Here is a 22,767-nt window from a genome sequence, read left to right on the forward strand (position 1 = left end):
AGTAAAATGATTGGAATGAATAGAATTATTTAACGCAAAGTTTTTTGATAATTGCAGCCTGACTTCTAAGTGAGTAAAGAAAAAGTGACATTGTCGCTGAAGAAGCTGAAAGTAAAGCGTCCGCTTAGAAAGAATCAATTCCATTGATTTCCCCCTTTGCTGCCTTAAAAATATAACATAAAGTAAATAAATATGGAATTCATAGAATCGTAAACAAACTTATTAATGAATAAAACTATCCTTTTTGCTTTCATTTTCATTCAGACATTTATTGCCGCCCAGTCTTCGGAAAAGAACCTGTCTTCTGAAAACTGGCAGTTCAGAAATTCAAAAGATCAGCACTGGCTTCCCGCAAAAGTACCGGGGACTGTTCATCTGGATCTGATGAATAATAAAGCGATTCCTGACCCTTTTAAAGATGAAAATGAGAAGAAAGTACAATGGATAGAAAATGAGGATTGGCACTATCAGACCCATTTCAGTATTTCTCAGAAAGAACTGGAAAACCAGCATGCCAACCTGGTATTCAACGGACTGGATACTTTTTCAGAGATTTATCTGAATGGAAAACTGCTGAAAAAAACAGATAATATGTTCAGGAAGTGGGAAATTCCGGTGAAAAATTTGCTGAGAAAAGGGGATAATGAACTGAAAATTACATTCAGATCTGCGGTGGAAGAAGGAAAAAAACGGGCTAAGCAGGTTCCGTTCACAATGCCGGAGTCGCCGAGAAGTTTTGTAAGAAAAGCACAGTATCAGTTTGGATGGGATTGGGGTCCGAGACTGGTAACGGCAGGAATCTGGAAGGATGTAAAAATTGAATTCTGGAATACTGCCAGGATTGAAACCATTAAGATTGAACAAAAAAAATTATCCGGTAAAAGTGCCGATTTATATATTCATACTTCAATTTTGGCTGAAAAAGAAGGAAAGTATACTTTTAGAATTAATGATAAGGCGAATACGGTTCAGCTAAAAAAAGGAAACAACCGGCTGGCTATTCCTTTTACCATTCGGAATCCGAAACTGTGGCAGCCTAACGGATGGGGGGAAGCATTTCTTTATGATATGAAATTTTCACTTCAGAATGCCTCGGAAATACTTTCTGCCCAAACATTGAAATTGGGGTTAAGAACAATAGAGCTGGTACAGGAAAAAGATGCCGGAGGAAAATCGTTTTATTTTAAAGTGAATGGAAACCCTGTCTATATTAAGGGAACCAACTGGATTCCGGCAGATAGTTTTTCACCAAGAATAACCAAAGGAAAATATCAGAAGCTGATCAGGGATGCCAAAGAGGCCAATATGAATATGATTCGTATCTGGGGCGGAGGAATTTATGAAGATGATGAGTTCTACAAAGCCTGTGATGAAAACGGAATTCTGGTATGGCAGGACTTTATGTTTGCAGGAAGCTTTTATCCGGGAGACGAAACGTTTTTAGCCAATGTAAAAGAAGAAGTGAAAGATCAGGTCAGCAGGCTTCAGAATCACCCTTCAATCGCTTTATGGTGCGGAAATAACGAAATAGATGAAGCCATTGTCAACTGGGGATATCAGAAACAGTTCAAATATTCAAAAAATGATTCCCTCCAGGTTTGGAAAGATTATAAAAAGCTGTTTCATGAGGTGATTCCCCGTACCTTAAAAGAAAATCTTACGGCAGATAAAAATATCTATTGGCCCAGCTCTCCCTCTATCGGATGGGGCCATAAGGAAAGCCTTACAGAAGGAGATTCCCATTACTGGGGCGTGTGGTGGGGCGAACAGCCATTTGAAATTTATAACGAAAAAGTAGGACGGTTCATGTCTGAATATGGCTTTCAGGGAATGCCGACGCTTGCAACCACAAAAACTATGTTTTCAGGAGTTCCGGACCTGAGCTTACAGAATGCAACCATAAAAGCTCACGAAAAGCATGCGAGAGGCTGGGAGATTATCAATGAATATATGAAGCGGGATTATAACGTTCCTGCAGACTTTGTGAAATACAATTATGTTTCCCAGTTATTACAGGCCCGTGGGATGCAGATTGCGATTGAAGCCCACCGTCGTGCAAAACCATACAATATGGGGACTTTATATTGGCAGCTTAATGACTGCTGGCCGGTGGTTTCATGGTCTTCTATTGATTACCTCGGAAATTGGAAAGCTTTCCATTATCAGGCAAAAAGAAGCTTTGAACCTCTGCTGATATCCGTTGCAGAAACAGAAAAAGCTTATGATATTTACTTTATTAATGATTTAATGAATGCTGTATCAGCAACTTCAGGGGTAGAGCTGTTAGATTTTGACGGTAATTTTCTGTGGGGAATAGATGCAGCAGATATGATAAAGGCCAATTCCAGTGAGAAGCACTTTGAAATTTCAAAAACAGAATTTGCAAAATTTGATTTATCAAAAGCGGTATTGAAAATGTATGTTAAGAATGGATCTCTGCACCAGGAAAAGTTATTTTTCTTTAAAAAACCAAAAGATTTAAAGCTTACCAAACCGGATATTACAATTAAAAAAATATCCCCGACGGAAATCGAAGTTTCAGCCGATGTTTTCGCAAAAGATGTCTATCTGGTAGGAGATACGCATTTCAGTGATAATTTCTTTGATCTTCTTCCCAAAACTTCGAAAAGGATTACCCTTTCAAAATCTTTGGAAAACATAGAAGTGATGAGCCTTTGGGATACCGGAAATTAAAAAAGATTAAACTCAATGCAAAAACTATCACATCTGAGTACATTCCAATACCTTTGTGTGTTTGCAGGAATTCTACCCAAAAAAATATAAATTTTACCTTTCCAACTGAAAAATCAGCCGTAAATTTGCAGCATATTTCTTTACAGTTATGGTAAATTTTGTTCTGATTGCAGTGTGCATTGTGGCAGGGATGGTATTCAAAGCAACAAAATCTATCCACCCGGATGCTCACAAAGGTATCAATACCTGGATTCTTTATCTTGCTCTTCCGGCCGTTTCCTTTAAATACCTGCCAAAAGTACAATGGACAACAGAAATGCTGTTCCCGATTGTGGCTACCTTCCTGATCTCTGTTTTCTGCTTCTTTTTTATGATGTTTTACAGTAAAAGTAAAGGATATTCAAGGCGCTCCAGAAGTACTCTGGAATTGGCAAGCGGTTATAGCAATACTTCTTTCATCGGTTTTCCCCTTATCAGCGCTTTTTATGGGGAAGGATTATTAAGCATTGCCATTATCTGTGACCAGACCATGTTTTTTGCCCTTTCTACGCTAGGAATAATTGCCGCTGTAAAAGGAGGCAGCAAATCAGGAAAGGTGAGTGCTCTGTTTATTTTAAAAAGACTGATCACTTTTCCGCCATTAATAGGGTGTATCTCAGCTTTGGTGTTGTCACAGTTTATTGATTTTACGGTTGCAGAGCCGTTCTTTGATAAGTTGGCTGCTACAGTGAGCCCGCTGGCCTTATTTTCAGTAGGGTTGCAGCTGAAATTTAACGGATGGAAAAAGCTGATTCCGCAGATGTCGATGTCAATGCTTTACAAGCTGATTCTGGCGCCGGCAATCGTTGTAGGGTTAGCTTTGTTGTTTAAGATCAAAGGTGATGTTGCCAAAATCACGGTATTTGAAGCGGCAATGCCAACGCTGGTGACTTCAAGTATCATTGCAGAACAGTTCAGATTAAACACAAAACTGACCAACCTGATCATCGGGGTCAGCATTATCGTAGGATTTTTTACATCAGCATTTTGGTATAAAATTACCGAGCTGCTTTTTTAGCCACAAAAGGCACAAAAGTTTTTTAAACACTTAAGTTATTTAAAGTGAAAAGCTTTGCGCATAGAAGTACACATCAGTTTTAAAACCTTCGGTTTTTTATTGTTTACCTCTTTTGTAAATCATACGGATTTGTCATTCCGATAGGATTACTCCTTTATCTTAGCTGAGTGAAACGCCTTTGCGAACGAAAACACAGAGCATTGTATATCCGTTGTGAATGTTGCGTTATTCTTGCCTGAATGGAAATAGTAAGAAGATTTACCGTCATCATTTTCACTGAACCCTAAAGCCAAAAGAAATTCCTGCAAAGTTGCAGTTTTCTGAAGAAAGATCTAATTTTACACTTTAAATATTTCTCTTGCAATACGCTCAAATTGTTTTACCACTGAATTTAAAAGGATCTTTTACCTATAAAGTTCCTGAAGAACTGATGTCTGAGATCCAGCCCGGGATGAGAGTGCTCGTTCCGTTTGGAGGAAAGAAAATCTATACCGGAATTGTATTTGAACTTCACGATAATGCTCCGGAAAGTTTTGTGGCAAAGGAAGTGATCAGTATGCTGGATGATCAACCTATTCTTCCGGAAGAACAGCTTCGTTTCTGGAGCTGGCTTTCTGATTATTACCTGTGCGGGCTTGGAGAAATTTATCGCTTTGCCTTTCCTTCGTCTTTAAAGCTGGAAAGTGAAACGTATTTAAAACTGAAACCGGGAGCGGTAGTTGATTTTGAAAATCTGGATGTGAATGAAATGTATCTGATCCAGGCACTGGAAGTGCGTCAGCTGATTAATCTGACAGATATTGAAGCATTCATTCCCAAAAAAGATATTATCAAAACGATCAATTCTCTGATCGATCTGCAATACATTGAAATTGATGAGAAAATTGCTGAGAAATATAAAGCCAAAGAAGTGGCCTATGTCAGGATCAATGATGAGGTCTTGCAGCAGAACCTTCCGGATATCCTGATCAGGCTGAATAAAGCAAGAAAACAGAAGGACCTTTTCCTTGCGATTCTTGAAAAGCAGACAGAACATCCTGAAATTCCTATCAAAAAAGCCGAACTGTTTGAAGATGGCTATTTCGGAAGCTCTCATTTTAAACCTCTTGCAGATAAAGGCCTGGTAGAGGAATACTATATGCAGAAAGACAGGATTGAGAGCTATGAAGGAGAGCTTGAAGAGCTTGAAGAACTCTCTGAACAGCAGAAAACCGCTAAATCTGAAATAGATGAAGCCTTTGAAGAAGGTAAAAATGTACTGCTTCACGGGGTGACTTCTTCCGGGAAAACCCATATTTATCTGGAGAAAATAGACGAATGCATCAGATCCGGAAAGAACGTCCTGTTTCTCCTTCCTGAAATTTCGCTCACCAAACAGATTACCCAACGGCTGGAGAAGAAATACGGAAGACAGCTTGGATTTTACCATCAGAAGCTCACGGATTTCGAAAAGGTGGAAGTATGGAGAAGAATCAGACAGAATGATATCCGTATTCTGATCGGGACCCGTAATGCCCTGTTTCTGCCTTATCAGAACTTAGGATTGATCGTGGTAGATGAAGAGCACGATTCCGCATACAGACCGAGAGAAGTTTCTCCTTATTTCAATGCTAAAGATTCGGCATTGGTTTTGGGCGGATTTTATAAGGCCGGAGTTATTTTAGGCTCTGCAACCCCTTCCGTTGAAAGCTATTACAGGGCAAGAAAAGATAAGATGAAATATGTTTTCCTGGATGAAAGGTTCGGGAATGTGAGCCTGCCGGAATACGAGCTGATCAATTTTAAGGAAGCACAGGATTCCAAAAAAGTCTCCGGAAATTTTTCTTCAAGGCTTATTGAGGAAATGAAAAAGACGGTGGATGATCATAATCAGGTGATTGTGCTTCACAACCGCCGGGGTTACGCCAATGTTGTGGAATGCGAAAGCTGTGGTTACGTGAATTACTGTTCCAACTGTGATGTGGTGATGACCTATCATAAAGCAGCCAATGAAATGAAATGCCATTACTGCGGGCAAAGAGCCTCAAAACCGAAAACCTGTCCGAAATGTCATTCTGAAAACCTGAATGAAAGAGGTGTGGGAGTAGAGCAGATTCATGAGGAAGTTTCCAAATTATTCCCGGATCATGAGGTAGACAGGATGGATGTGGATTCCATGCGCAAGAAATTTGCCTACGAAAAGCTCTACGAAAAAATAGAAGAAAGAGAAACGGATATTGTGGTAGGCACACAGATGATTTCCAAAGGACTTGATTTTGACCATATTGAGCTGGTAGCCATTCCGAAAGCTGATTCTCTTCTGTATGTGCAGGATTTCAGAGCGGAAGAAAGAGCTTATCAGCTGATCACGCAGGTTTCAGGAAGAGCGGGAAGGGTTTCCGGAAAAGGAAAGATCCTGATTCAGACGTATAATCCTGATCATTCCGTATTTCAGCTGATCAAGATGAATAACCCGGCGAAGATCTATAAATATATCCTTACAGAACGCCAGAAATTCCATTATCCGCCGTTTACCAAACTGATTATGATTGAGCTGAAGCACAGAAAAGAAGATAAAACAGACCGTGCTTCGCAGTTTCTGGGTTCCATCTTAAGAAAATACCTTCCGGAAGATTGTGTTTTAGGACCCGAAAGAGCCCAGATTGCCAGGCTGAATAATTTATATCAGTTCCAGATTATGCTTAAACTGCCCCGTGGTAAAAACTATGAAAAGTTCAAGAATATGGTTTTGATAAGTTTGAAAGAATTTGATGAAATCACTGCATATCAAAGCATTAAAAAAGATGTTTTTGTGGATTTTTAACAATTTTTAACAAACTTTAGACTCTTTTATAAGACGGCTGTAACCTGTTATATAACAATAATTTCTACTTTTGGACGTTGATTAAGTGTTTGGCTTTTTAACGGAATGATTTAACCTGTCATTTTTTACAGAGTCAAAAACTATAGAACAAAAAGAAGATAGATGGTAAATTACAGAAAATATATTTCAAGTGCAGCGGTGTTGGCTTCCGGTTTCTTCCTGGCTCAATCTACCGTTTCTACCGTTCTTTATTCTCAGAATTATGACAATCAGAAAAACAGTTTGAATCTGCCTTCCCCCGTTACTTCGGTGGAAAAGACTGTTTTGTCAGCAAAAGAGCTTGTAGATATTAATGTAAACACAATGATGTCGGATCCGGTGCTGAAAAATGCGCAATGGGGATTTGTTGTGTATGATCCGAAAACGAAGAAAGTGATTTCTTCGTACAATGAAAGCAGTCCACTGGTTCCTGCTTCAACGACCAAATTACTGACCACAGAAACGGCTTTAAATCTCCTTGGTGAAAACTACAGGTGGATGACCCAGCTGGAATACTCCGGAACCGTTGATGAAACGGGAACCCTGAACGGAAACCTTTACATCGTAGGAAGCGGAGATCCTTCTTTGGGAACCAATAAGGCAGGAGCATGGTCGTACAGGGACATTATTTCAGACTTCGTAGGCGGACTTTCACGAGAGGGAATCCGAAAGGTAAATGGTGATATTATCATTCAGACAGCGCTTTTCAAAGGCAATATTTCAATGCTTCCGGAAAATGTTGTATGGTTGGAAAACAATAATTATTATCTGCCGGCCGGCACAACCCGTGGAATCAATCCTGCCAATGAAAAACTGATTGTAAAAAAAGGAGGCTTTTCTGCTGAAAAGAAATTTTTCTACGTTTCTCCTTATGCCCACCAGATGGTATACGCTGAAAAATATGACGGAGACGGTATCCTGACCACAAAACTCCCGGACGCACCGGCTTACCTGGCCAATTCTTTCAGAACCACCCTGGTGAAAAGCGGAATTCCGGTTACCGGAAAAGTAACTCCAAAAATGACGGATGCAGCTCCTGAAAGCAGAAAAATGCTATCTGCCTACAAATCTCCTACTCTGGCTGATATCGTTTATTATACCAATCAGCACAGTGATAATTCATTAGCAGAAGCTTTATTAAGAACAGTAGGATTCCAGAAAATGGGAGATCAGACTTCTGAATCAGGTAGAATGGTTGTTACGGACCACCTGAAAGAAGCCGGCTTCGATATGATGGGGCTAAATTATATGGACGGAAGCGGTCTTTCAAGAGGAAATAACGTGACTCCTATTTCTCAGGTGAAATTCCTGACTTCTTTAATGGATGAAAAGTATTACAGAGCTTATCTGACTTCTCTGCCGATCGGTGGACAGTCAGGGACTTTAAAAAGAATGTTTTTAGGGCAAGGTAACGGACAGGTATTTGCTAAAACCGGAACTCTGAATAAAGTAAAAACACTGGCAGGATATCTGAAGACCAATTCAGGTAAAACCCTTGTTTTTTCTTTAATGGTCAACAACTATTCCGGTTCGGTAGATATGGTCAAGAAAAGAATGGAAAAAATTCTTGAACCCGCACTGGATCTCTGAAAATATTTTGTTTTATATATTATTACAGCCTTTTAATCATTGATTAAAAGGTTTTTTTTATATTTGATTAAATATTTCGAAGTATGAAAAAAATCTATCTCCTGCTGTTTGTTTCTTTATTATGCCAGCAGTTCTACGGGCAGAAACAAGGAGAAAATACGGATAAAAAAGGATTGCTTGAAAAAGAAAAAAAATCCTTTGCCCACAAAATGAATGCGGGTAATACCAATCCCAACACCCTGAATTATGATCTGCAGTATCAGAGAATGGATGTCAGCCTGGATCCTGCAGTGTATAATATTTCCGGATCTGTAACTTCTCATTTTAAGCCCACTCAGAATATGGGAAGCATTTACTTTGACCTTTCCAATTCGTTGACGGTTTCCCAGGTAAAGTACCATGGAGCCAATATCACCTCTTTTCAGCAATTGCCGACAAAGGAACTGAAGATTGATTTTCCGGCTTCTATTCCTGCCAATACTTTAGACTCTCTTACCATCTATTATTCCGGAGCTCCGGCTACAGCTGGCGGTGCCTTTACTACCGGGTCCCAGGGAGGAACTGCTGTTCTTTCCACGCTGAGTGAGCCTTATGGTGCACAAGACTGGTTTCCTACCAAACAGAGTCTGAATGATAAGATCGAAAAGTTTGATTTTAAAATTACAACTCCTCAAAACTACAGTGTGGCGGCTAATGGGAAACTGATGTCCGAAACTGCTCTCCCCAACAATAAGAAACTTACTTTCTGGAGAACAATGTATCCTACGGCAGCTTATCTGATAGCCCTGTCTATTACTAATTTTGTTGTGCTGAATGATACGATCGGAAATCCTCCTTTTCCTTTTGTGAACTATATCTATCCTTCCACTTCCGCAAACCCATCCAATATGACCGATATTGAATGGACCAAGCAGATTATGAATACTTTTGAAACCTATTTCGGGGCATATCCTTTCCGTAATGAAAAATACGGGCATATGCAGTATACTTACGGAGGCGGAATGGAGCATCAGACCATGTCTTCCATGGGAGGTTTTAATAAAACACTTATTGCTCATGAGCTGGCTCATCAGTGGTTTGGAGATAAAGTAACCTGCGGGGCATGGAATGATATCTGGCTGAATGAAGGTTTTGCTACCTTTGGAGAACATGTGGCTTACGAGAAGCTGATCATGACCAATACGGAATTTTTAAATTATCTGAGAAGCCAGATCGATTTTATTACGAGCAGTGCAGGAGGAAGTGTGTATGTTCCTGATTCCGGACTTTCGAGTGTCAACAGGATATTTGACAGCAGACTTTCCTATGCGAAAGGAGGTTATGTGCTGAGAATGATGAAATGGATCCTGGGAGATGCCGCTTTTTATCAGGCTCTTAAGGAATATCATGCAAGACCGGCTCTTGCCTACAATTATGTAAGAACTTCAGATCTTAATGCTTCATTTCTTCAGTCTACAGGAAAAGATTTTACAGAATTTTTTAATGATTGGGTTACAGGCGAAGGGTATCCTACTTACACGATAAGATGGCAGCAATCCGGCACTCAGACTTTATTTAAAGTTTCCCAGACACAGAGCAGTCCTACGGTCAGTTTTTTTGAAATGCCTTTGCCGGTAAAAGTAAACGGGACAGGTGGTGAAACTGCTTATTTTGTGCTTGATAATACCTCCAATAATCAATATTTTCCGCAGACTGTATCTTTCCCTATAGCAAGTGTACAGTTCAATTATGACTATCAGATTCTTGAAAAAAACTCTTCCGTTATCAAAGACAATACATTAAGTGTTTCATCCGTAGAAAAAGAAGATTTCGGCTTATATCCTAATCCGGCTAAGAATGAATTGTACCTTAAAGGTGTTAACAGGACTATAGATTTCTCAATTCATGCGATAGATGGAAAACTGGTAAGAAAAGGAAATTATCAGCCTGGGAAAGCAATTGGGATTTCAGAACTTGTTCCGGGAGCCTATATTTTTACGGTTGATGAGAAAAATATTAAGTTTATTAAGCATTAGAAATTGAAATATAACTTTAAAGAAGCTTTCAGATCTGAAAGCTTCTTTGTTTTCTGGCAGCTTTTGAACCTCTTTTCATAGCTGTTTTTACTTTGTATCTGAACCATGTTTCTTTAAATAAGTGACGCATAAAGTTATCAAAATGCCTTGTAATTACCAGGTTTTTAAAGCCTCGCCATTTTTCAAGGGAGGTTGATGGTAATGCTCTGACGGAAACCGAATAGCCTTCCGTGTCATACTGGATGTAATGCCACCAGCCGGAAGGAATATAAAGGGTTTCACCGGGGTGAAGAAGGGCTTCATAACCATTTAAATAGAGCAGAGCAGGATACTTTCTGTAATCGGGATCTTTGATCTGGGCCAGACTGTGAAAATTGTAAGGCAATTTGTACATCAGATCCGACTGCTCCCAGGGAAACAGCCATATTCTCTTGATTCCCTGAAACTGGGTAATAAAAACATGGGACATATCGATATCAATATGATTTCTGGTGACAGAGCCTTCACCTCCAAAGAACATAAAAGGCAGCCATTTCAGTATTTTTCCTCCTGTTACATCATTGTATACGAGATCATTTTTAAGCTCGGGCCTTATTTTTAAAAGATTAAAAAGAAAAAGTCTGTGCTCGGTAGGGGTGGTTTTGATCAGATCAAGATATTCTGAAAATTTAGTCCGGGTGACGGGATCGCTGGCCACTTTATCCAGGGAGTCGAGTTCGTTGCCGTATACATTCACAATCTCATCTCCGGCAATTTCTTTAAAATAATCATAATTCCACTTTTTAAAAGCAGGACTTTCGGGACTTACAAAATCTTCAAGAATGACGGGAAGCCTTGGTTTCATATAGCTTCTGATAAAGTTTTCTGAATGTATTGTATGAATTTTCTGTACCGGCTTTAATCTCATGCTCACAAATTTTAAACAAATATAAATATTATCCTACTAAATTTATAGACTAATAATGTTAAAACTGAACACAGGATCAAATTTTTAGAATTAAACTTATAAAAGGTTTTATTTTACTGCCTTTTTAGTAAATTAGCACATCTAAAAAATAACGAAAAATGATCTCTGAAAAATACCTTCAACATTTACAGAATGAACTTCAGAATATTGAGAATGACGGACTTTACAAAAGAGAAAGAATCATCACTTCTCAGCAGAGTGCAGAAATAGAAGCAAACGGGAAAAAGCTTCTGAACTTCTGTGCAAACAATTATCTGGGATTATCCAACAATCCGGAAGTGATGAAAGCTTCCCAGGATATGATCCAGTCTCACGGATACGGGATGTCTTCTGTTCGTTTTATCTGCGGAACTCAGGATATTCACAAAGAACTGGAGAAAAAAATTGCTGATTTCTTAGGTCTTGAAGACACGATCCTTTATGCAGCTGCTTTTGATGCAAACGGTGGTGTTTTTGAACCTTTATTCACCGAAGAGGATGCTATTATTTCAGATGAACTGAATCACGCTTCCATCATTGACGGGGTTCGTCTTTGTAAAGCCGCAAGATACAGATATAAAAACAATGATATGGCGGATCTGGAAGCCCAGCTGATCGCAGCTTCTGAAAAGAACCACCGTTTCAAAATTATCGTTACAGACGGTGTTTTCTCTATGGACGGTATTGTTGCCGATCTGAAAGGAGTATGTGACCTTGCAGACAAATATGATGCTTTGGTAATGGTGGATGATTCCCACGCAACAGGTTTCATCGGGAAAACTGGCCGTGGTACTCATGAGGCTAATGAAGTAATGGGTAGGGTAGATATCATCACTTCTACATTAGGAAAAGCGCTGGGAGGTGCTTTGGGAGGATTTACTTCCGGTAAAAAAGAGATCATCGATATGCTGAGACAGCGTTCAAGACCTTATCTGTTCTCAAACTCTCTGGCGCCGGGAATCGTAGGGGCTGCTTTGAAAGTATTGGACATGATTTCTGATGATACCACGCTTCGTGATAAAGTAATGGAAAATGCAGACTATTTCAGAACGGAAATGAAAGCGAAAGGGTTTGATATCCCGGACGGAGATGCTGCTATTGTACCGGTAATGCTTTATGATGCGCCACTTTCTCAGAAAATGGCAGAAAAACTGATGGATGAAGGAATCTATGTCATCGGATTCTTCTATCCTGTAGTTCCGAAAGGAAAGGCAAGAATCAGAGTACAGCTTTCTGCTGCTCACACAAAAGAACATTTGGATAAAGCCATTGCTGCTTTTGAAAAAGTAGGAAAAGAACTGGGCGTGATCTCTTAAGATAAAAAACGTTTTACAGTATAGAATAAAAACAGGATTTCTCATATTAGAGAAATCCTGTTTTTTTATGAGAAAAATATTCATTACCAGATCAACCGGCATCAGGAAAGACGGATTGGGCTTGAAATTTCAAGATGAGCATCATGAAATACATTGTAAAATATATCAGGGGTAAAATGATTGATGCAATTACTTTTAATCATTGAATTAATACCGTTAAAAAAGTGCTATTGGTGGATATTATGAAATACATTATATTCGAAACATTAATTCTAATAGCCATTTTGTGAAAAAATATTTACTCCTTTCTATTTTTTTCAGCTTTTTTGAAACAGCTTACGCTCAATCTGAGGATTACAAATCCATACTTACTGTAAGTGCTTTTGCTCCTTTTCGTGACCAACGCTATAATATAGGGTATATGCGGAAAATAAATGAAAGATGGTGGGTTGGAACCGAATTGGCATACGGAACCGACAAAATAACTCCTGTACATATCAGTAATTTTGAAGGGAAAAACCGGATTTTCGAGATAAAACCGGAAGTTTATTACAGCCTGGCACCTCATTCCAAATTAAAACATTTTGTATCTGCAGAAGTTTTTTATTTACATCAAACCGGAAAAAATATTTCAGGAAAATATTATGACGAAAATGAGGTATATTATTCTTTCAGTTCAGCAGATTATAAAAGAACCAAATACGGATTAAATATCAACTACAGCATTCTGCTTCATAAGGAGTCTTCATGGTTTGGCTTTATGCCGAAAATTGGCATTGGTCTCAGACAGAAAAATGTTTCTTATACCAATATGATAGGAAAGGAAGAAGATTATGCTCCTGTAGACGGTCTTCCTTTTGATTATCATTCCAATCGGCAGGGTTCCAATCTTCGTTTCAATTTTAATGTTGATATGAAATTCATTTTCAAATTCTAAAAAATATTTAATCTTTATTATTTTAAGCTAAAGATTTTAGATTAAATTCTCTTTTTTTCCGAAATAAACTATCTTTGCAAACAAATTTTTAGGATGCTGTATACCGTCATCAAAGCTTTGCATATTATTTTTATGGTAAGTTACTTTGCGGGAATTTTTTATCTCGTAAGGATTTTCGTTTACTATAAAGACACCGATGAATTTCCGGAAGAAAAGAAAAGAATTCTCAGAGAGCAGTATACCTTTATGGCCAGAAGGCTGTGGAATATTATTACGGTTCCGGCGGGGGTAATTATGGCGGTTTGCGGACTCGTTATGATCTTTTTGAATCCGGGGCTGATGAAAATGGGATGGTTTCACATGAAGCTGACTTTTCTGATCGGGCTGGCAGCGTATCATTACTGGTGCTGGAAAAAGGTCCTTCAATTAAAAGACATCAACGGAAGTACATTGCCCATTGCCAATATCAAACTGAGACAGGCAAATGAAATTGCAACATTCATCCTGTTCCTGGTGGTATTTACCGTGATCCTGAAATCTATGGTCATTGAATATTGGTGGCAATTAATCACAGGATTTTTCGTTCTTGTATTTCTGATCATGATGACAGTGAAACTTGTAAATAAAAACAAAAAAAACAAATAATTGTGGAGCAGGGGGTATCTCATATGCAGCCTGCTACATTTTACTAAAAAACTATGATTGCAATTTTAAAGAAAGAACTTTGGAGTTACTTCGGAAACTGGAGCGCATGGGTAATCATTGCAGCATTCAGTCTGATCGCCACTCTTTTTCTGTTCTTTTTCGACAACGATTCTAATATTTTTGAGATCGGGATGGCATCTTTGCAGAGCTATTTCGTATTGGTTCCATGGCTGCTGATGTTCATTATTCCGGCCCTTTCGATGAAAACTTTTGCGGAAGAGCAGCAGACGGGAACATTAAACTGGCTTTTTTCACAACCTTTAAAGGTATCAGATCTGGTGACAGGAAAATTCCTTTCCGTATGGATTGTAGGTATTTTATGCCTGATTCCGTCTTTGATCTACCTTTATACGGTGTATGTGCTGGGAGTTCCTGCCGGGAATATTGATCTTGGAATGACGTTCGGAAGTTATATAGGACTGATTATTTTAATTGCAGCTTTTTCAGCAGTGGGAATTCTGGCATCTTCATTATCCCAGAACCAGATCATGGCTTACCTGTTGGGCGTTTTTATGTGCTTCATCATGTATTTCGGAATTGAGCAGCTGGCCAGTTATAAACTTTTGGGCGGTGCAGACTTTATTCTTCAGAATATAGGCTTTTACCAGCACTTCTTAGGTTTTACCAGAGGACTTGTAGATTTCAAAGATGTGGCTTACTTCATTCTGGTTATCGGGGCTTCCTTAGTATTGTCGAATCATTTCATTAACAAAAAGAAGTAGAATTATGAAGAAGTTCAATGCTAAATCTCCATTGGGAATTTTCCTGTTTGCCATTCTTCCTTTAGTTATTATCCTGGCCTATTCGGGGATCAGATTAGATTTAACAAAAGAAAAGAGATATACCCTTTCCGACAGTACCATTAAAGTACTGGAATCCGTAAAAAAACCTTTGACGGTTGAAGTATATCTGGAAGGTGACTTTCCGGCAAGCTTTAAGCAGCTTCAGAGTGAAACGAAATTCATGCTTGAAGAATTCAGAAAGATCAATCCGAAGATCGACTTTAAATTTATTGATCCCATCAAAACAAAAATGTCTCAGGATACCCTGATGGCAATGGGAATGCAGCCGTCGATTCTGCCGGATGTAAAAGACGGAAAAATTTCACAGATCACCCTGTTCCCGTATGCGGTTATCAAACATGGAAATGATGGGGTTTCGATACCTCTGGTAGTACAGCAGGCGGGAATTGATGCCGACCAGCAGCTTACAAGATCTATTGAAGGACTGGAATATAACCTTGTTTCAAACATTAAAAACATCGCTGCTGATAAGAGAAAAAAAGTGGGAATCCTGGTTAATCATGATGAATTGAATCCTGATGAATTCCAGGGATTTGTACAGCTGGCTATGGAGAACTATGATGCCGGACCTGTTATTCCTAAAAATCAGACTGAGCTTTCACTGGAAGACGTTCCTTTGCTGAAGCAGATGAGCGCTTTGGTTATTGCTAAACCGAGAAAAGCTTTTACTGATAATGAAAAGGTAATTCTTGACCAGTACATCATGAACGGCGGCAAGACCCTTTGGATGATTGATGCGGTAAATGCTGAAATGGATACCCTGACAAGAGCTAAAAAAGTAATGCCTTTTCCTGTTGATATCAATATGACAGACTTTTTCTTTAATTATGGGATAAGAATTAATCCAGCCCTGGTAAAAGATGTTAAAAAGTTTGCTTTATTAAGACTGGTAACGGGAGAGGTAAGCGGAAATCCGCAGTATACAAGCTTACCATGGCCGTATTATCCGCTTGGTATTGCTGAAGATAATAATCCGGTTACTAAAAATATCAATCCTGTAAAATTTGAATTCCCGACTTCCATTGATACTTTGGGAGGAAGAAAGAATATCAGAACAAAAGTTCTTTTCGAATCCAGTGAAAGAACATTATTGAAACAGGTCCCGAATTATGTAGACCTGAAAGAAATTGCAAGTGTAGACAGCCTTGGGCAAATGGAAAAGCCAAGCACCCCTAAGATCTTCGCCGTGGCTTTGGAAGGGAAATTCAATTCCGCTTACGCTTCAAGGATTGAAAGAAAATCGTATCCTGGATTCAAAACATCAAGCCCGGAGAATAAAATGATCGTGATTGCAGACGGAGATGTGGGAAGAAATAAAGTGATCAAAGGAAAACCGCTTCCATTAGGAGTAGATCTTCTGACCAACGAACAGTTTGGAAACGAACAGTTCCTTCGAAATGCTTTGGATTATCTTTTGGATGACAGCAATCTGATGGAGCTGAGAAACAGAAATATAGAAGAAAGACTTCTGGACAGACAAAGAATTACCGAAGAAAAATCAAACTGGCAGTGGCTGAATTTATTGCTTCCGCTGGCGATTATCGGATTGATTGGAGGATTGTTCTTCTGGTTGAGAAAGAAAAAGTTTGGATAGAAAAGTATCCGCATGAATCTGTCAGCTTTATTGTAAGCCATAATACTTAAAAATAACTCGTGCATTTGTGGCACATCATAAAAAAAGAGACGCTCATGAGCGTCTCTTTTTGTAAGCGGTTATACCAATGTATGTTTTTGCGATCGTTACTTGTGTAATCCGGTCTTAGATCAGAACCTGTAAATAAAAAGAGAGTGTAAGCCCCCTCTGTTTCAATATTCGATCCTGTTTATTTGCCGGCCAGAAGTGAATGTAACTTTTCTAAAACCACATCCTTATAAAGATCCAGTTTAGAAGTAATATTGCTGGAATAGACAAGATCTGCAGTTTTTGTCTGTTGGCTGTTCATACCGAACTTTGAATTACTGTTTCGTACAGCCTTGTAAAACTCATCCTGATTGTAAATCAGCATCGCATTAACATTACTTTCACCCAATTCTTTTTCATTCTGTAAAATAGAGCTCTTCATTTCCAGATAATACTTTTTCTGGAGATCCAAAATAGGATTGCTGTAGCTTTCAGGAGCCGAATTATAGATTTCTACAAACTTTTTTTCTTTCTTAACCTGTGCACAGATCACCGTGAATGAAAGAATAACAGACAGGAAACATATTATTTTTTTCATGATTACAAGGTTTTGTAGTTGTACTCTAAGATATTGAATTTAAATGATATGAATCTATTTTTTTGAGGAATTGTTTATGTTTTGAAATCAGTGTTCCAGTACCGGAATAATGTGTTCCCATTTCAGTTCTCTGGCATAGTCAAGAGCGGTTTTCCCTTTTCCGGAAAGTACGTTTTTATCAGCTCCTGCATCCAGTGCGGCCTGCACAATGGTGAGATTTCCGGCGATGGTCTCTCTGTGAAGCAGCGTTAGTCCGTCCTCATCCGCATGAAGGAGTTCATCAGGATTCTGCTGTAAAAATTCAATAAATTTTTCCTTCATATTTTTGCTCATCGGATGTTCGATAAGGTTCTCCGGATTCTCTTTTTGGTTATTGACTACCTGAATATCATTATAGTCCCCGAAATCCAGCTGCCAGGCATCATCATGCTCTTTTCTTTCCGGATCAGACATATCGGCCCGCATCTTTTGAATGGTAAATCCTCCGTATGTTTTAGGGAGAACAGGCTTGGAGGACGAAAATAATTTAGAAAGGCCTTTAGACTGTGGTACACTTGGGGTGATCGCAAAAAGCCAGTCGGTGAGATGGCTCAGTGGAATTTCAACATAATCGCCCACCTGTATGTTTTGGAGGCTGTGAGGTTCGTTGATCAGGTAACCCTTAACGTTTTCACCGTCAAAAGCCACTTCATTGATCCACATATGTTCTGCCAGGCTTTCCCCGGTTTCCGCATCCTGTTCCTCAAAAAGGGTTTTTACACAGGCTACATCAAGGCCGGGAATAATTCTTCTATATTCCCATGACTGCTCACGCCAGAAATATTTAAAAGTTTCCTGAGCCTTTTGATAGGCTTTAAGCATGTCAGGATCACTGCCGTCTGCAAAAAAAATTGAGTTGCTTTCCATAAAAAAAAATGTGGTTAGATAATAAGGTGTGTTGAAAGGGCTATTTCTGGTAAGTCTCTTTTGGAAGTAATGCTGCGGTTCTGTAATAGCTGATATCGGAAGGACATTGTTCCTGAAGGTCCTGGAATGTATCAAAATCGTAATGCATCCAGTTTTCTTCATGATCCGGATCTGAAGTCTTATCAACGGCCAGTTCAAGCTTTCCGTCTTCCTGGTAGCTGCATTCTATAGCGGCATATATTTCACCGTTTTTATCGGTAGTATACCAGCATTTTATAGTTTTCTCAAGTTGGGGTTCCCCGCTTTCGTTGTCAATAACCTGCGAACAGATAAAATTTTCCGGATCATCCGTTTTAAATACGGTTTTAGATACCAAAGGCAGTTCATCTACAGACAGGGAATAAAGCTTGTTGGTGGAAATAATAAATCCATCAACTGTTTCTCTTTTCTCAATATCGAAAAAATCAGACTTTTCTTTCAGGTAATACAATACCTGCTCTTCATTTTCTCCGTCACTCAGAAAATAATTGATGTTGTATATGCTGTCTTCACTGATAAATTCGATTTCTTTCAAAAAATCTGAACCCTCTTCGTAATAATACAGATGATATTCACTTTGCTTTACAGCGCTGCTTTTGGAGATGACCTCCCCAAAAATGTTTTTGTACACTTTTCTCATTTTTAATCACGTTAGTTAGTTTCATCTATTAGTTTAAGTGGTATGAAGCAAAGATAAGTTTTCTTTTTTATCTTATTCCTAAGTGTATTTTAGTATTATTTTCGTAAGTATATCAAATATCCTTTATAAAATCCTCATATTCATAGTAAAATCTTTCAAAGCCATCCATTTTGTCGACAAAAAATTCAAAAATTTCCTGCCAGGTGTTTTTGTTGAAGACCGAGACGCCGGATTTTTCAACCCAGATCCTGCTGATGACCTTTCCGTTTTCCAGACTGTAATATTCGTCCTTATGAAAATCTCCGATGAATTCCTTTAAAATATCTTCCAGAGACCATATCTTTTCATAATAAGCATTCCGGAAGATTTCATCCTTCATTTCAATATCTAATGACACTTCTGCTTTTTTGTTGTCTGCAGAAAATTTGAATGCCATATCCTTGACTTTGGTATCATAGAGAATCCACTTTCTCGGGAAAGACTTCCCAAAAGCCGTCCAAAAGTCTTTTTTTAACTGTTGTGCTTCCTGTTTACTGAACATGGGACAAACATAATGATTTAATGGCAAAAAGGCAAAGAAGGATTTTATTTTAACGTGAGGTTTGGATGAGCTGGAGGCAGGAAGCAGGGAGGTGAAGGATGTAAATAATAAAGGTGTTAAAAATAACCGTTGATCATTTTTATTTTATTTAATCATTGCAATGCACTTCCAGCCTCATTATTCCGGCTTCCGGCCACCTAACCTGCTTTTATTTTTCCCTTTTCACATATTAAACAATTTTCTTATTTTTGCTGTAATGCTTTCAAAAAAATCTCAATATGCGTTTAAGGCTCTTTCATATCTTGTAGAAAAAAGAAATGAAGGCCCGATTCTGATTTCCGAAATTGCGGAACATAAAAAGATTCCCTTAAAGTTTTTGGAAAATATCCTGCTTGAACTGAAAAAAGCGGATATTCTCGACAGTAAAAAAGGAAAAGGGGGAGGATATTTTTTAAGAGAAAACCCTGAAAATGTAAAATTAGCCAAGATCATCCGTCTGGTGAATGGCCCTATTGCGATGCTTCCCTGTGTAAGTCTGAATTTCTATGAAAAATGTGAAGACTGTAATGAAGATCACTGCGGGCTCCATGACGTACTGATCGAAGTGCGGGATGCTTCTCTCAACATTCTGGAGAAAAAAACTTTAATGGATCTGGTCGACTGACCCGGTCCTTTTTTTTGAATTATCAGTCTATCTTTTTGGTAGGATAATATTTTTATCAGATATTTGCATTGCTTCAACAGAAGCACCAATACACCGAAACGATATATTATTTATGGTAATCTCAAGAAAAATTCAGGTAAGGCTTAATGTACTTTTTGTAACTGTTGCTATTGTAGGCATTGCGATATTTTCTATGTATGAGCTGGGATACCTGGATGAGCTTTTCAATATTCTGGCCAAAGACAACTATATTTTTTACTGGATGCTTCTGGTAGGTGTTTTTGCTGAAATTGTAGCCGGATCAATGGGAATGGGATATGGAGTGATCTGTACGACCACTTTAATGCTGCTTAATATCCCGCCTCATATTGTAAGCGCCAGCATCCATTCCGCAGAGAGCTTTACCACAGCTGCAGGAAGTGCAAGCCACATCAGACTAAAAAACGTAAGCAAAAGTCTTGTGAAAAAACTGGCCATTCCGGCTGTGATCGGGGCTATCATCGGCGCTGTTTCACTAACCTATCTGGGAGAATATTATGCTAAAATCACCAAAACCCTGATCGCTTTCTATACATTGTATCTGGGAATACAGATCTTTTCAAATGCATTTAAAAAAAAGCAGAATAAAGCGCTGAAAAGAAAAACAAATCTTACCAGGCTCGGCGTCATCGGTGGTTTCATAGACTCATTTGCCGGCGGGGGATGGGGGCCTCTGGTTACCGGAACGCTGATAAAAAATGCCTTTACCCCAAGGTTTGCGGTGGGAAGTTCTACGGTAGCCAAATTTATCCTCACCATCACTGCTGCAGTCACTTTTTTCTTTACTCTGGGTATTCAGCACTGGAATATTATTCTCGGTCTTTTAATCGGTGGAATTATTACTGCTCCTTTTTCCGCCATGCTTACGGCTAAGCTGCCTGTGAAGAAAATGTTTCTGATTATCGGACTGCTGGTGATCATTATGAGTTCCATAACTATTTATAAATCAGTTTTCAATTAAAAAATACAGCCCGTATTGAAAAATAATTGCTCTGAAAATCTATTTGGTTTTGAAAATATTTTACTTTTACACCACTAAATATTAGAACATGAATTTACATATCATTGCACTTTTTAAGTTTAATGAAAATTATCTGATGGAGGCGGTGGAGCTGTTTCAGAACCTGGTGAAAGAAACCAGAAAAGAAGAAGGCTGTCTGCAGTATGACCTTATTGAGGATAAAGATAATAAAGGGACCTTTTTCCTGATCGAGCTGTGGGAAAGTGTTGATCATCACAACAGGCACAACGGGCAGGATCATCTGCTGGACTTCCGCAAAGATGCTTCCAAAATGATGGAAAGTTCGGTAGAAGTCTATAAAGGTTTTAAAATATACTGAGAAATAAGAAATTCTGGCAGTCAGAATATCTTATCAAAAAAAACAAAAGGCGGTTTCAAATTTCTGAAACCGCCTTTTTATTAGAAAAAATAGAAAGTATTAAAATAAAATGTTTATCTCACGATAAGCTTTTTCGTTTCCGATTGACCACCGTATGTGATTTTTACCAGGTAAGTTCCTGAAGGAAGGTGGGAAAGGTTCATATCCTGTTTATAGAACCCTGCCTGATGGCTTAGCTCTGTGGTGTATACCTTTTTCCCTGTAAGATCATATACTTCCGCACTTCCTTTGTTTCCTGCTTTTTCTTTTACGTCAAACAGAACTGTTACTTTTTTGTCAGCCGAAGCAGGGTTAGGATAGATTCCGAAGCTTGCTTTTTTGCCCACCTCGGTGATTCCTAATGTTTCAGTAATCTTCTTGTATTTGAAGTACATATTTCCGGTGGAGGACCCTCCATTGGAAGTAAAGTACATTCTGTAGTAATCTGATCCCTTTTTGATATAATATACTGCATCAGAATAAACTCCTGATGTGGGCTTCCAGGAATGGCCGACAGTAGTGATGTTTTTTGAGAACGCTGTGCCTGCCGGAATTGCGGATGTTGCTGTTTCCTGTGTCTCAGGTCTTACTTTTGCTACAGAAATATTCGGATTCTGAATAACTCCGGACATTCTGTATTTCATCGTTTGAGGGTTCCCCTGCGGATCGGTGTAAGGATAATCTGTATAATATCTTGTAAACATCAGGTCCCAGTTTGCTTTAGCCGGCTCAAGGCTGGCAACCTTTTCATTGGTGTTGAATGAGAAATAATTGAAATAGGCATCATCAGATCCGTTGGCAATGGTTTTGGTCTGTGTGGCATCCCATGAAGAAGTGGCAGCATTCCACTTTGCATATTTGAAAGTATATCCTCCGAAATAGTCCTCAATCATAAATTTAACGGATGCTCCTGAGGCATACTGCATAATGAATATCACTTTTCCTTCCACATGGTGGTTGGTAAAATTATAATCTCCCCATCCATAAGCTGCAGACCCCTGTTCGAAAGCTCCTTCCTGAATTGCCGTAGTATTGTCAGGATTAAAAAGAGGTGCCCCGTAAGAAGCTACGCTATTGGTTGTGATAGTGTTCCAGTCTGCCGGGTTGGCTGAAGCCTGATATACTTTGATATCATGAGCATCATTAATTCTTGTTCCAAAGTTGGTTGCAGAAGCTCTGTAAAACGCTACATCCCATGAGCCTGCAGGCTGTGAAACCATATTGTTGGTACTGAAATCAAAAAACACACGGTTCTGATAATTAGCTCCCATAGACATGTTAACGGTTGTGTAACCGTTAGCATCAGTTTGTGCCAGTGCTGTTTGTTGAACAGAAAGTGCAAACAGGGAAGTCAAAAGTAATTTTGCTTTCATAACTTATTTTTTAAATCCTTATTTAGAATGATTCCACAAAAATATATAATTATTTTTAATCA

19 protein-coding genes are annotated in these 22,767 nt (G+C 38.8%); 13 read left to right on the forward strand and 6 right to left on the reverse strand.

Annotated elements, in window-relative coordinates:
• Positions 1-225 precede the first annotated feature (225 nt).
• From BBI00_RS01930 to BBI00_RS01950, 5 genes are all read left to right on the forward strand, one after another.
• Entirely contained in the window at positions 226-2,694 is a 2,469-nt protein-coding gene (locus tag BBI00_RS01930; protein ID WP_065397186.1) for a beta-mannosidase, read from the forward strand.
• Positions 2,695-2,842: 148 nt separating this feature from the next.
• Entirely contained in the window at positions 2,843-3,751 is a 909-nt protein-coding gene (locus tag BBI00_RS01935) for an AEC family transporter (protein ID WP_065397187.1), read from the forward strand.
• Positions 3,752-4,109: 358 nt separating this feature from the next.
• Positions 4,110-6,554 carry a replication restart helicase PriA gene (priA, locus tag BBI00_RS01940; RefSeq protein WP_065397188.1) on the forward strand — a complete coding sequence of 815 codons (2,445 nt, stop codon included), beginning with the start codon at positions 4,110-4,112 and terminating at the stop codon, positions 6,552-6,554.
• 162 nt (positions 6,555-6,716) lie between these two features.
• Positions 6,717-8,183: a D-alanyl-D-alanine carboxypeptidase/D-alanyl-D-alanine endopeptidase gene (gene dacB, locus BBI00_RS01945; RefSeq protein WP_065397189.1), complete on the forward strand. Its 1,467-nt coding sequence runs from the start codon at positions 6,717-6,719 to the stop codon at positions 8,181-8,183.
• An 83-nt stretch (positions 8,184-8,266) separates the two neighbouring features.
• Entirely contained in the window at positions 8,267-10,198 is a 1,932-nt protein-coding gene (locus BBI00_RS01950; RefSeq protein WP_065397190.1) for a M1 family aminopeptidase, read from the forward strand.
• Positions 10,199-10,226: 28 nt separating this feature from the next.
• Here the strand turns inward: BBI00_RS01950 and BBI00_RS01955 are convergent, their stop codons facing one another.
• Positions 10,227-11,105, reverse strand: coding sequence for a cupin-like domain-containing protein (locus BBI00_RS01955; protein WP_065397191.1), 879 nt, complete (start codon positions 11,103-11,105; stop codon positions 10,227-10,229).
• A gap of 158 nt (positions 11,106-11,263) precedes the next feature.
• On the opposite strand from BBI00_RS01955, the gene kbl reads away from it, so the two are divergent.
• The 5 genes from kbl (at position 11,264) to gldG (ending at position 16,499) form a co-directional block, all read left to right on the forward strand.
• Positions 11,264-12,460 carry a glycine C-acetyltransferase gene (gene kbl, locus BBI00_RS01960; protein WP_065397192.1) on the forward strand — a complete coding sequence of 399 codons (1,197 nt, stop codon included), beginning with the start codon at positions 11,264-11,266 and terminating at the stop codon, positions 12,458-12,460.
• Between the two features lie 286 nt (positions 12,461-12,746).
• On the forward strand, positions 12,747-13,397 hold the full coding sequence (locus BBI00_RS01965; RefSeq protein ID WP_123902213.1) for a hypothetical protein: 651 nt from the start codon (positions 12,747-12,749) through the stop codon (positions 13,395-13,397).
• 93 nt (positions 13,398-13,490) lie between these two features.
• Positions 13,491-14,042, forward strand: coding sequence for a CopD family protein (locus BBI00_RS01970; protein ID WP_065397194.1), 552 nt, complete (start codon positions 13,491-13,493; stop codon positions 14,040-14,042).
• A 53-nt stretch (positions 14,043-14,095) separates the two neighbouring features.
• Positions 14,096-14,824 carry an ABC transporter permease gene (locus BBI00_RS01975; protein ID WP_065397195.1) on the forward strand — a complete coding sequence of 243 codons (729 nt, stop codon included), beginning with the start codon at positions 14,096-14,098 and terminating at the stop codon, positions 14,822-14,824.
• Positions 14,825-14,828: 4 nt separating this feature from the next.
• Positions 14,829-16,499, forward strand: a complete 1,671-nt coding sequence (gene gldG, locus BBI00_RS01980; RefSeq protein ID WP_065397196.1) for a gliding motility-associated ABC transporter substrate-binding protein GldG — start codon at positions 14,829-14,831, stop codon at positions 16,497-16,499.
• Between the two features lie 229 nt (positions 16,500-16,728).
• On the opposite strand, the gene BBI00_RS01985 is transcribed toward gldG, so the two are convergent.
• The 4 genes from BBI00_RS01985 to BBI00_RS02000 all read right to left on the reverse strand — a co-directional run bounded on the left by BBI00_RS01985 (position 16,729) and on the right by BBI00_RS02000 (position 19,250).
• Entirely contained in the window at positions 16,729-17,124 is a 396-nt protein-coding gene (locus BBI00_RS01985; protein ID WP_065397197.1) for a hypothetical protein, read from the reverse strand.
• Between the two features lie 87 nt (positions 17,125-17,211).
• Positions 17,212-18,030: a DUF2314 domain-containing protein gene (locus tag BBI00_RS01990; RefSeq protein ID WP_065397198.1), complete on the reverse strand. Its 819-nt coding sequence runs from the start codon at positions 18,028-18,030 to the stop codon at positions 17,212-17,214.
• A 40-nt stretch (positions 18,031-18,070) separates the two neighbouring features.
• The gene (locus BBI00_RS01995; protein ID WP_065397199.1) at positions 18,071-18,709 is read right to left on the reverse strand and encodes a hypothetical protein; all 639 of its coding nucleotides are present in this window, start codon (positions 18,707-18,709) and stop codon (positions 18,071-18,073) included.
• Between the two features lie 112 nt (positions 18,710-18,821).
• A complete protein-coding gene (locus BBI00_RS02000) occupies positions 18,822-19,250 on the reverse strand; it encodes a DUF4268 domain-containing protein (protein WP_065397200.1) in 429 nt (142 codons plus the stop codon).
• A gap of 256 nt (positions 19,251-19,506) precedes the next feature.
• Here BBI00_RS02000 and BBI00_RS02005 point away from each other — a divergent pair, with 256 nt between their 5' ends.
• The 3 genes from BBI00_RS02005 (at position 19,507) to BBI00_RS02015 (ending at position 21,293) form a co-directional block, all read left to right on the forward strand.
• Positions 19,507-19,914 (forward strand): RrF2 family transcriptional regulator, encoded by a 408-nt coding sequence (locus BBI00_RS02005; RefSeq protein WP_065399578.1) that lies wholly within the window; start codon positions 19,507-19,509, stop codon positions 19,912-19,914.
• A 112-nt stretch (positions 19,915-20,026) separates the two neighbouring features.
• Positions 20,027-20,914, forward strand: coding sequence for a sulfite exporter TauE/SafE family protein (locus BBI00_RS02010; RefSeq protein WP_065397201.1), 888 nt, complete (start codon positions 20,027-20,029; stop codon positions 20,912-20,914).
• Positions 20,915-21,002: 88 nt separating this feature from the next.
• Positions 21,003-21,293, forward strand: a complete 291-nt coding sequence (locus BBI00_RS02015; RefSeq protein WP_065397202.1) for a putative quinol monooxygenase — start codon at positions 21,003-21,005, stop codon at positions 21,291-21,293.
• Between the two features lie 113 nt (positions 21,294-21,406).
• Here the strand turns inward: BBI00_RS02015 and BBI00_RS02020 are convergent, their stop codons facing one another.
• The gene (locus BBI00_RS02020) at positions 21,407-22,705 is read right to left on the reverse strand and encodes a T9SS type A sorting domain-containing protein (RefSeq protein WP_065397203.1); all 1,299 of its coding nucleotides are present in this window, start codon (positions 22,703-22,705) and stop codon (positions 21,407-21,409) included.
• Positions 22,706-22,767: the final 62 nt, after the last annotated feature.

It is taken from the genome of Chryseobacterium arthrosphaerae (assembly GCF_001684965.1).
Taxonomy (GTDB): Bacteria; Bacteroidota; Bacteroidia; order Flavobacteriales; family Weeksellaceae; genus Chryseobacterium; species Chryseobacterium arthrosphaerae.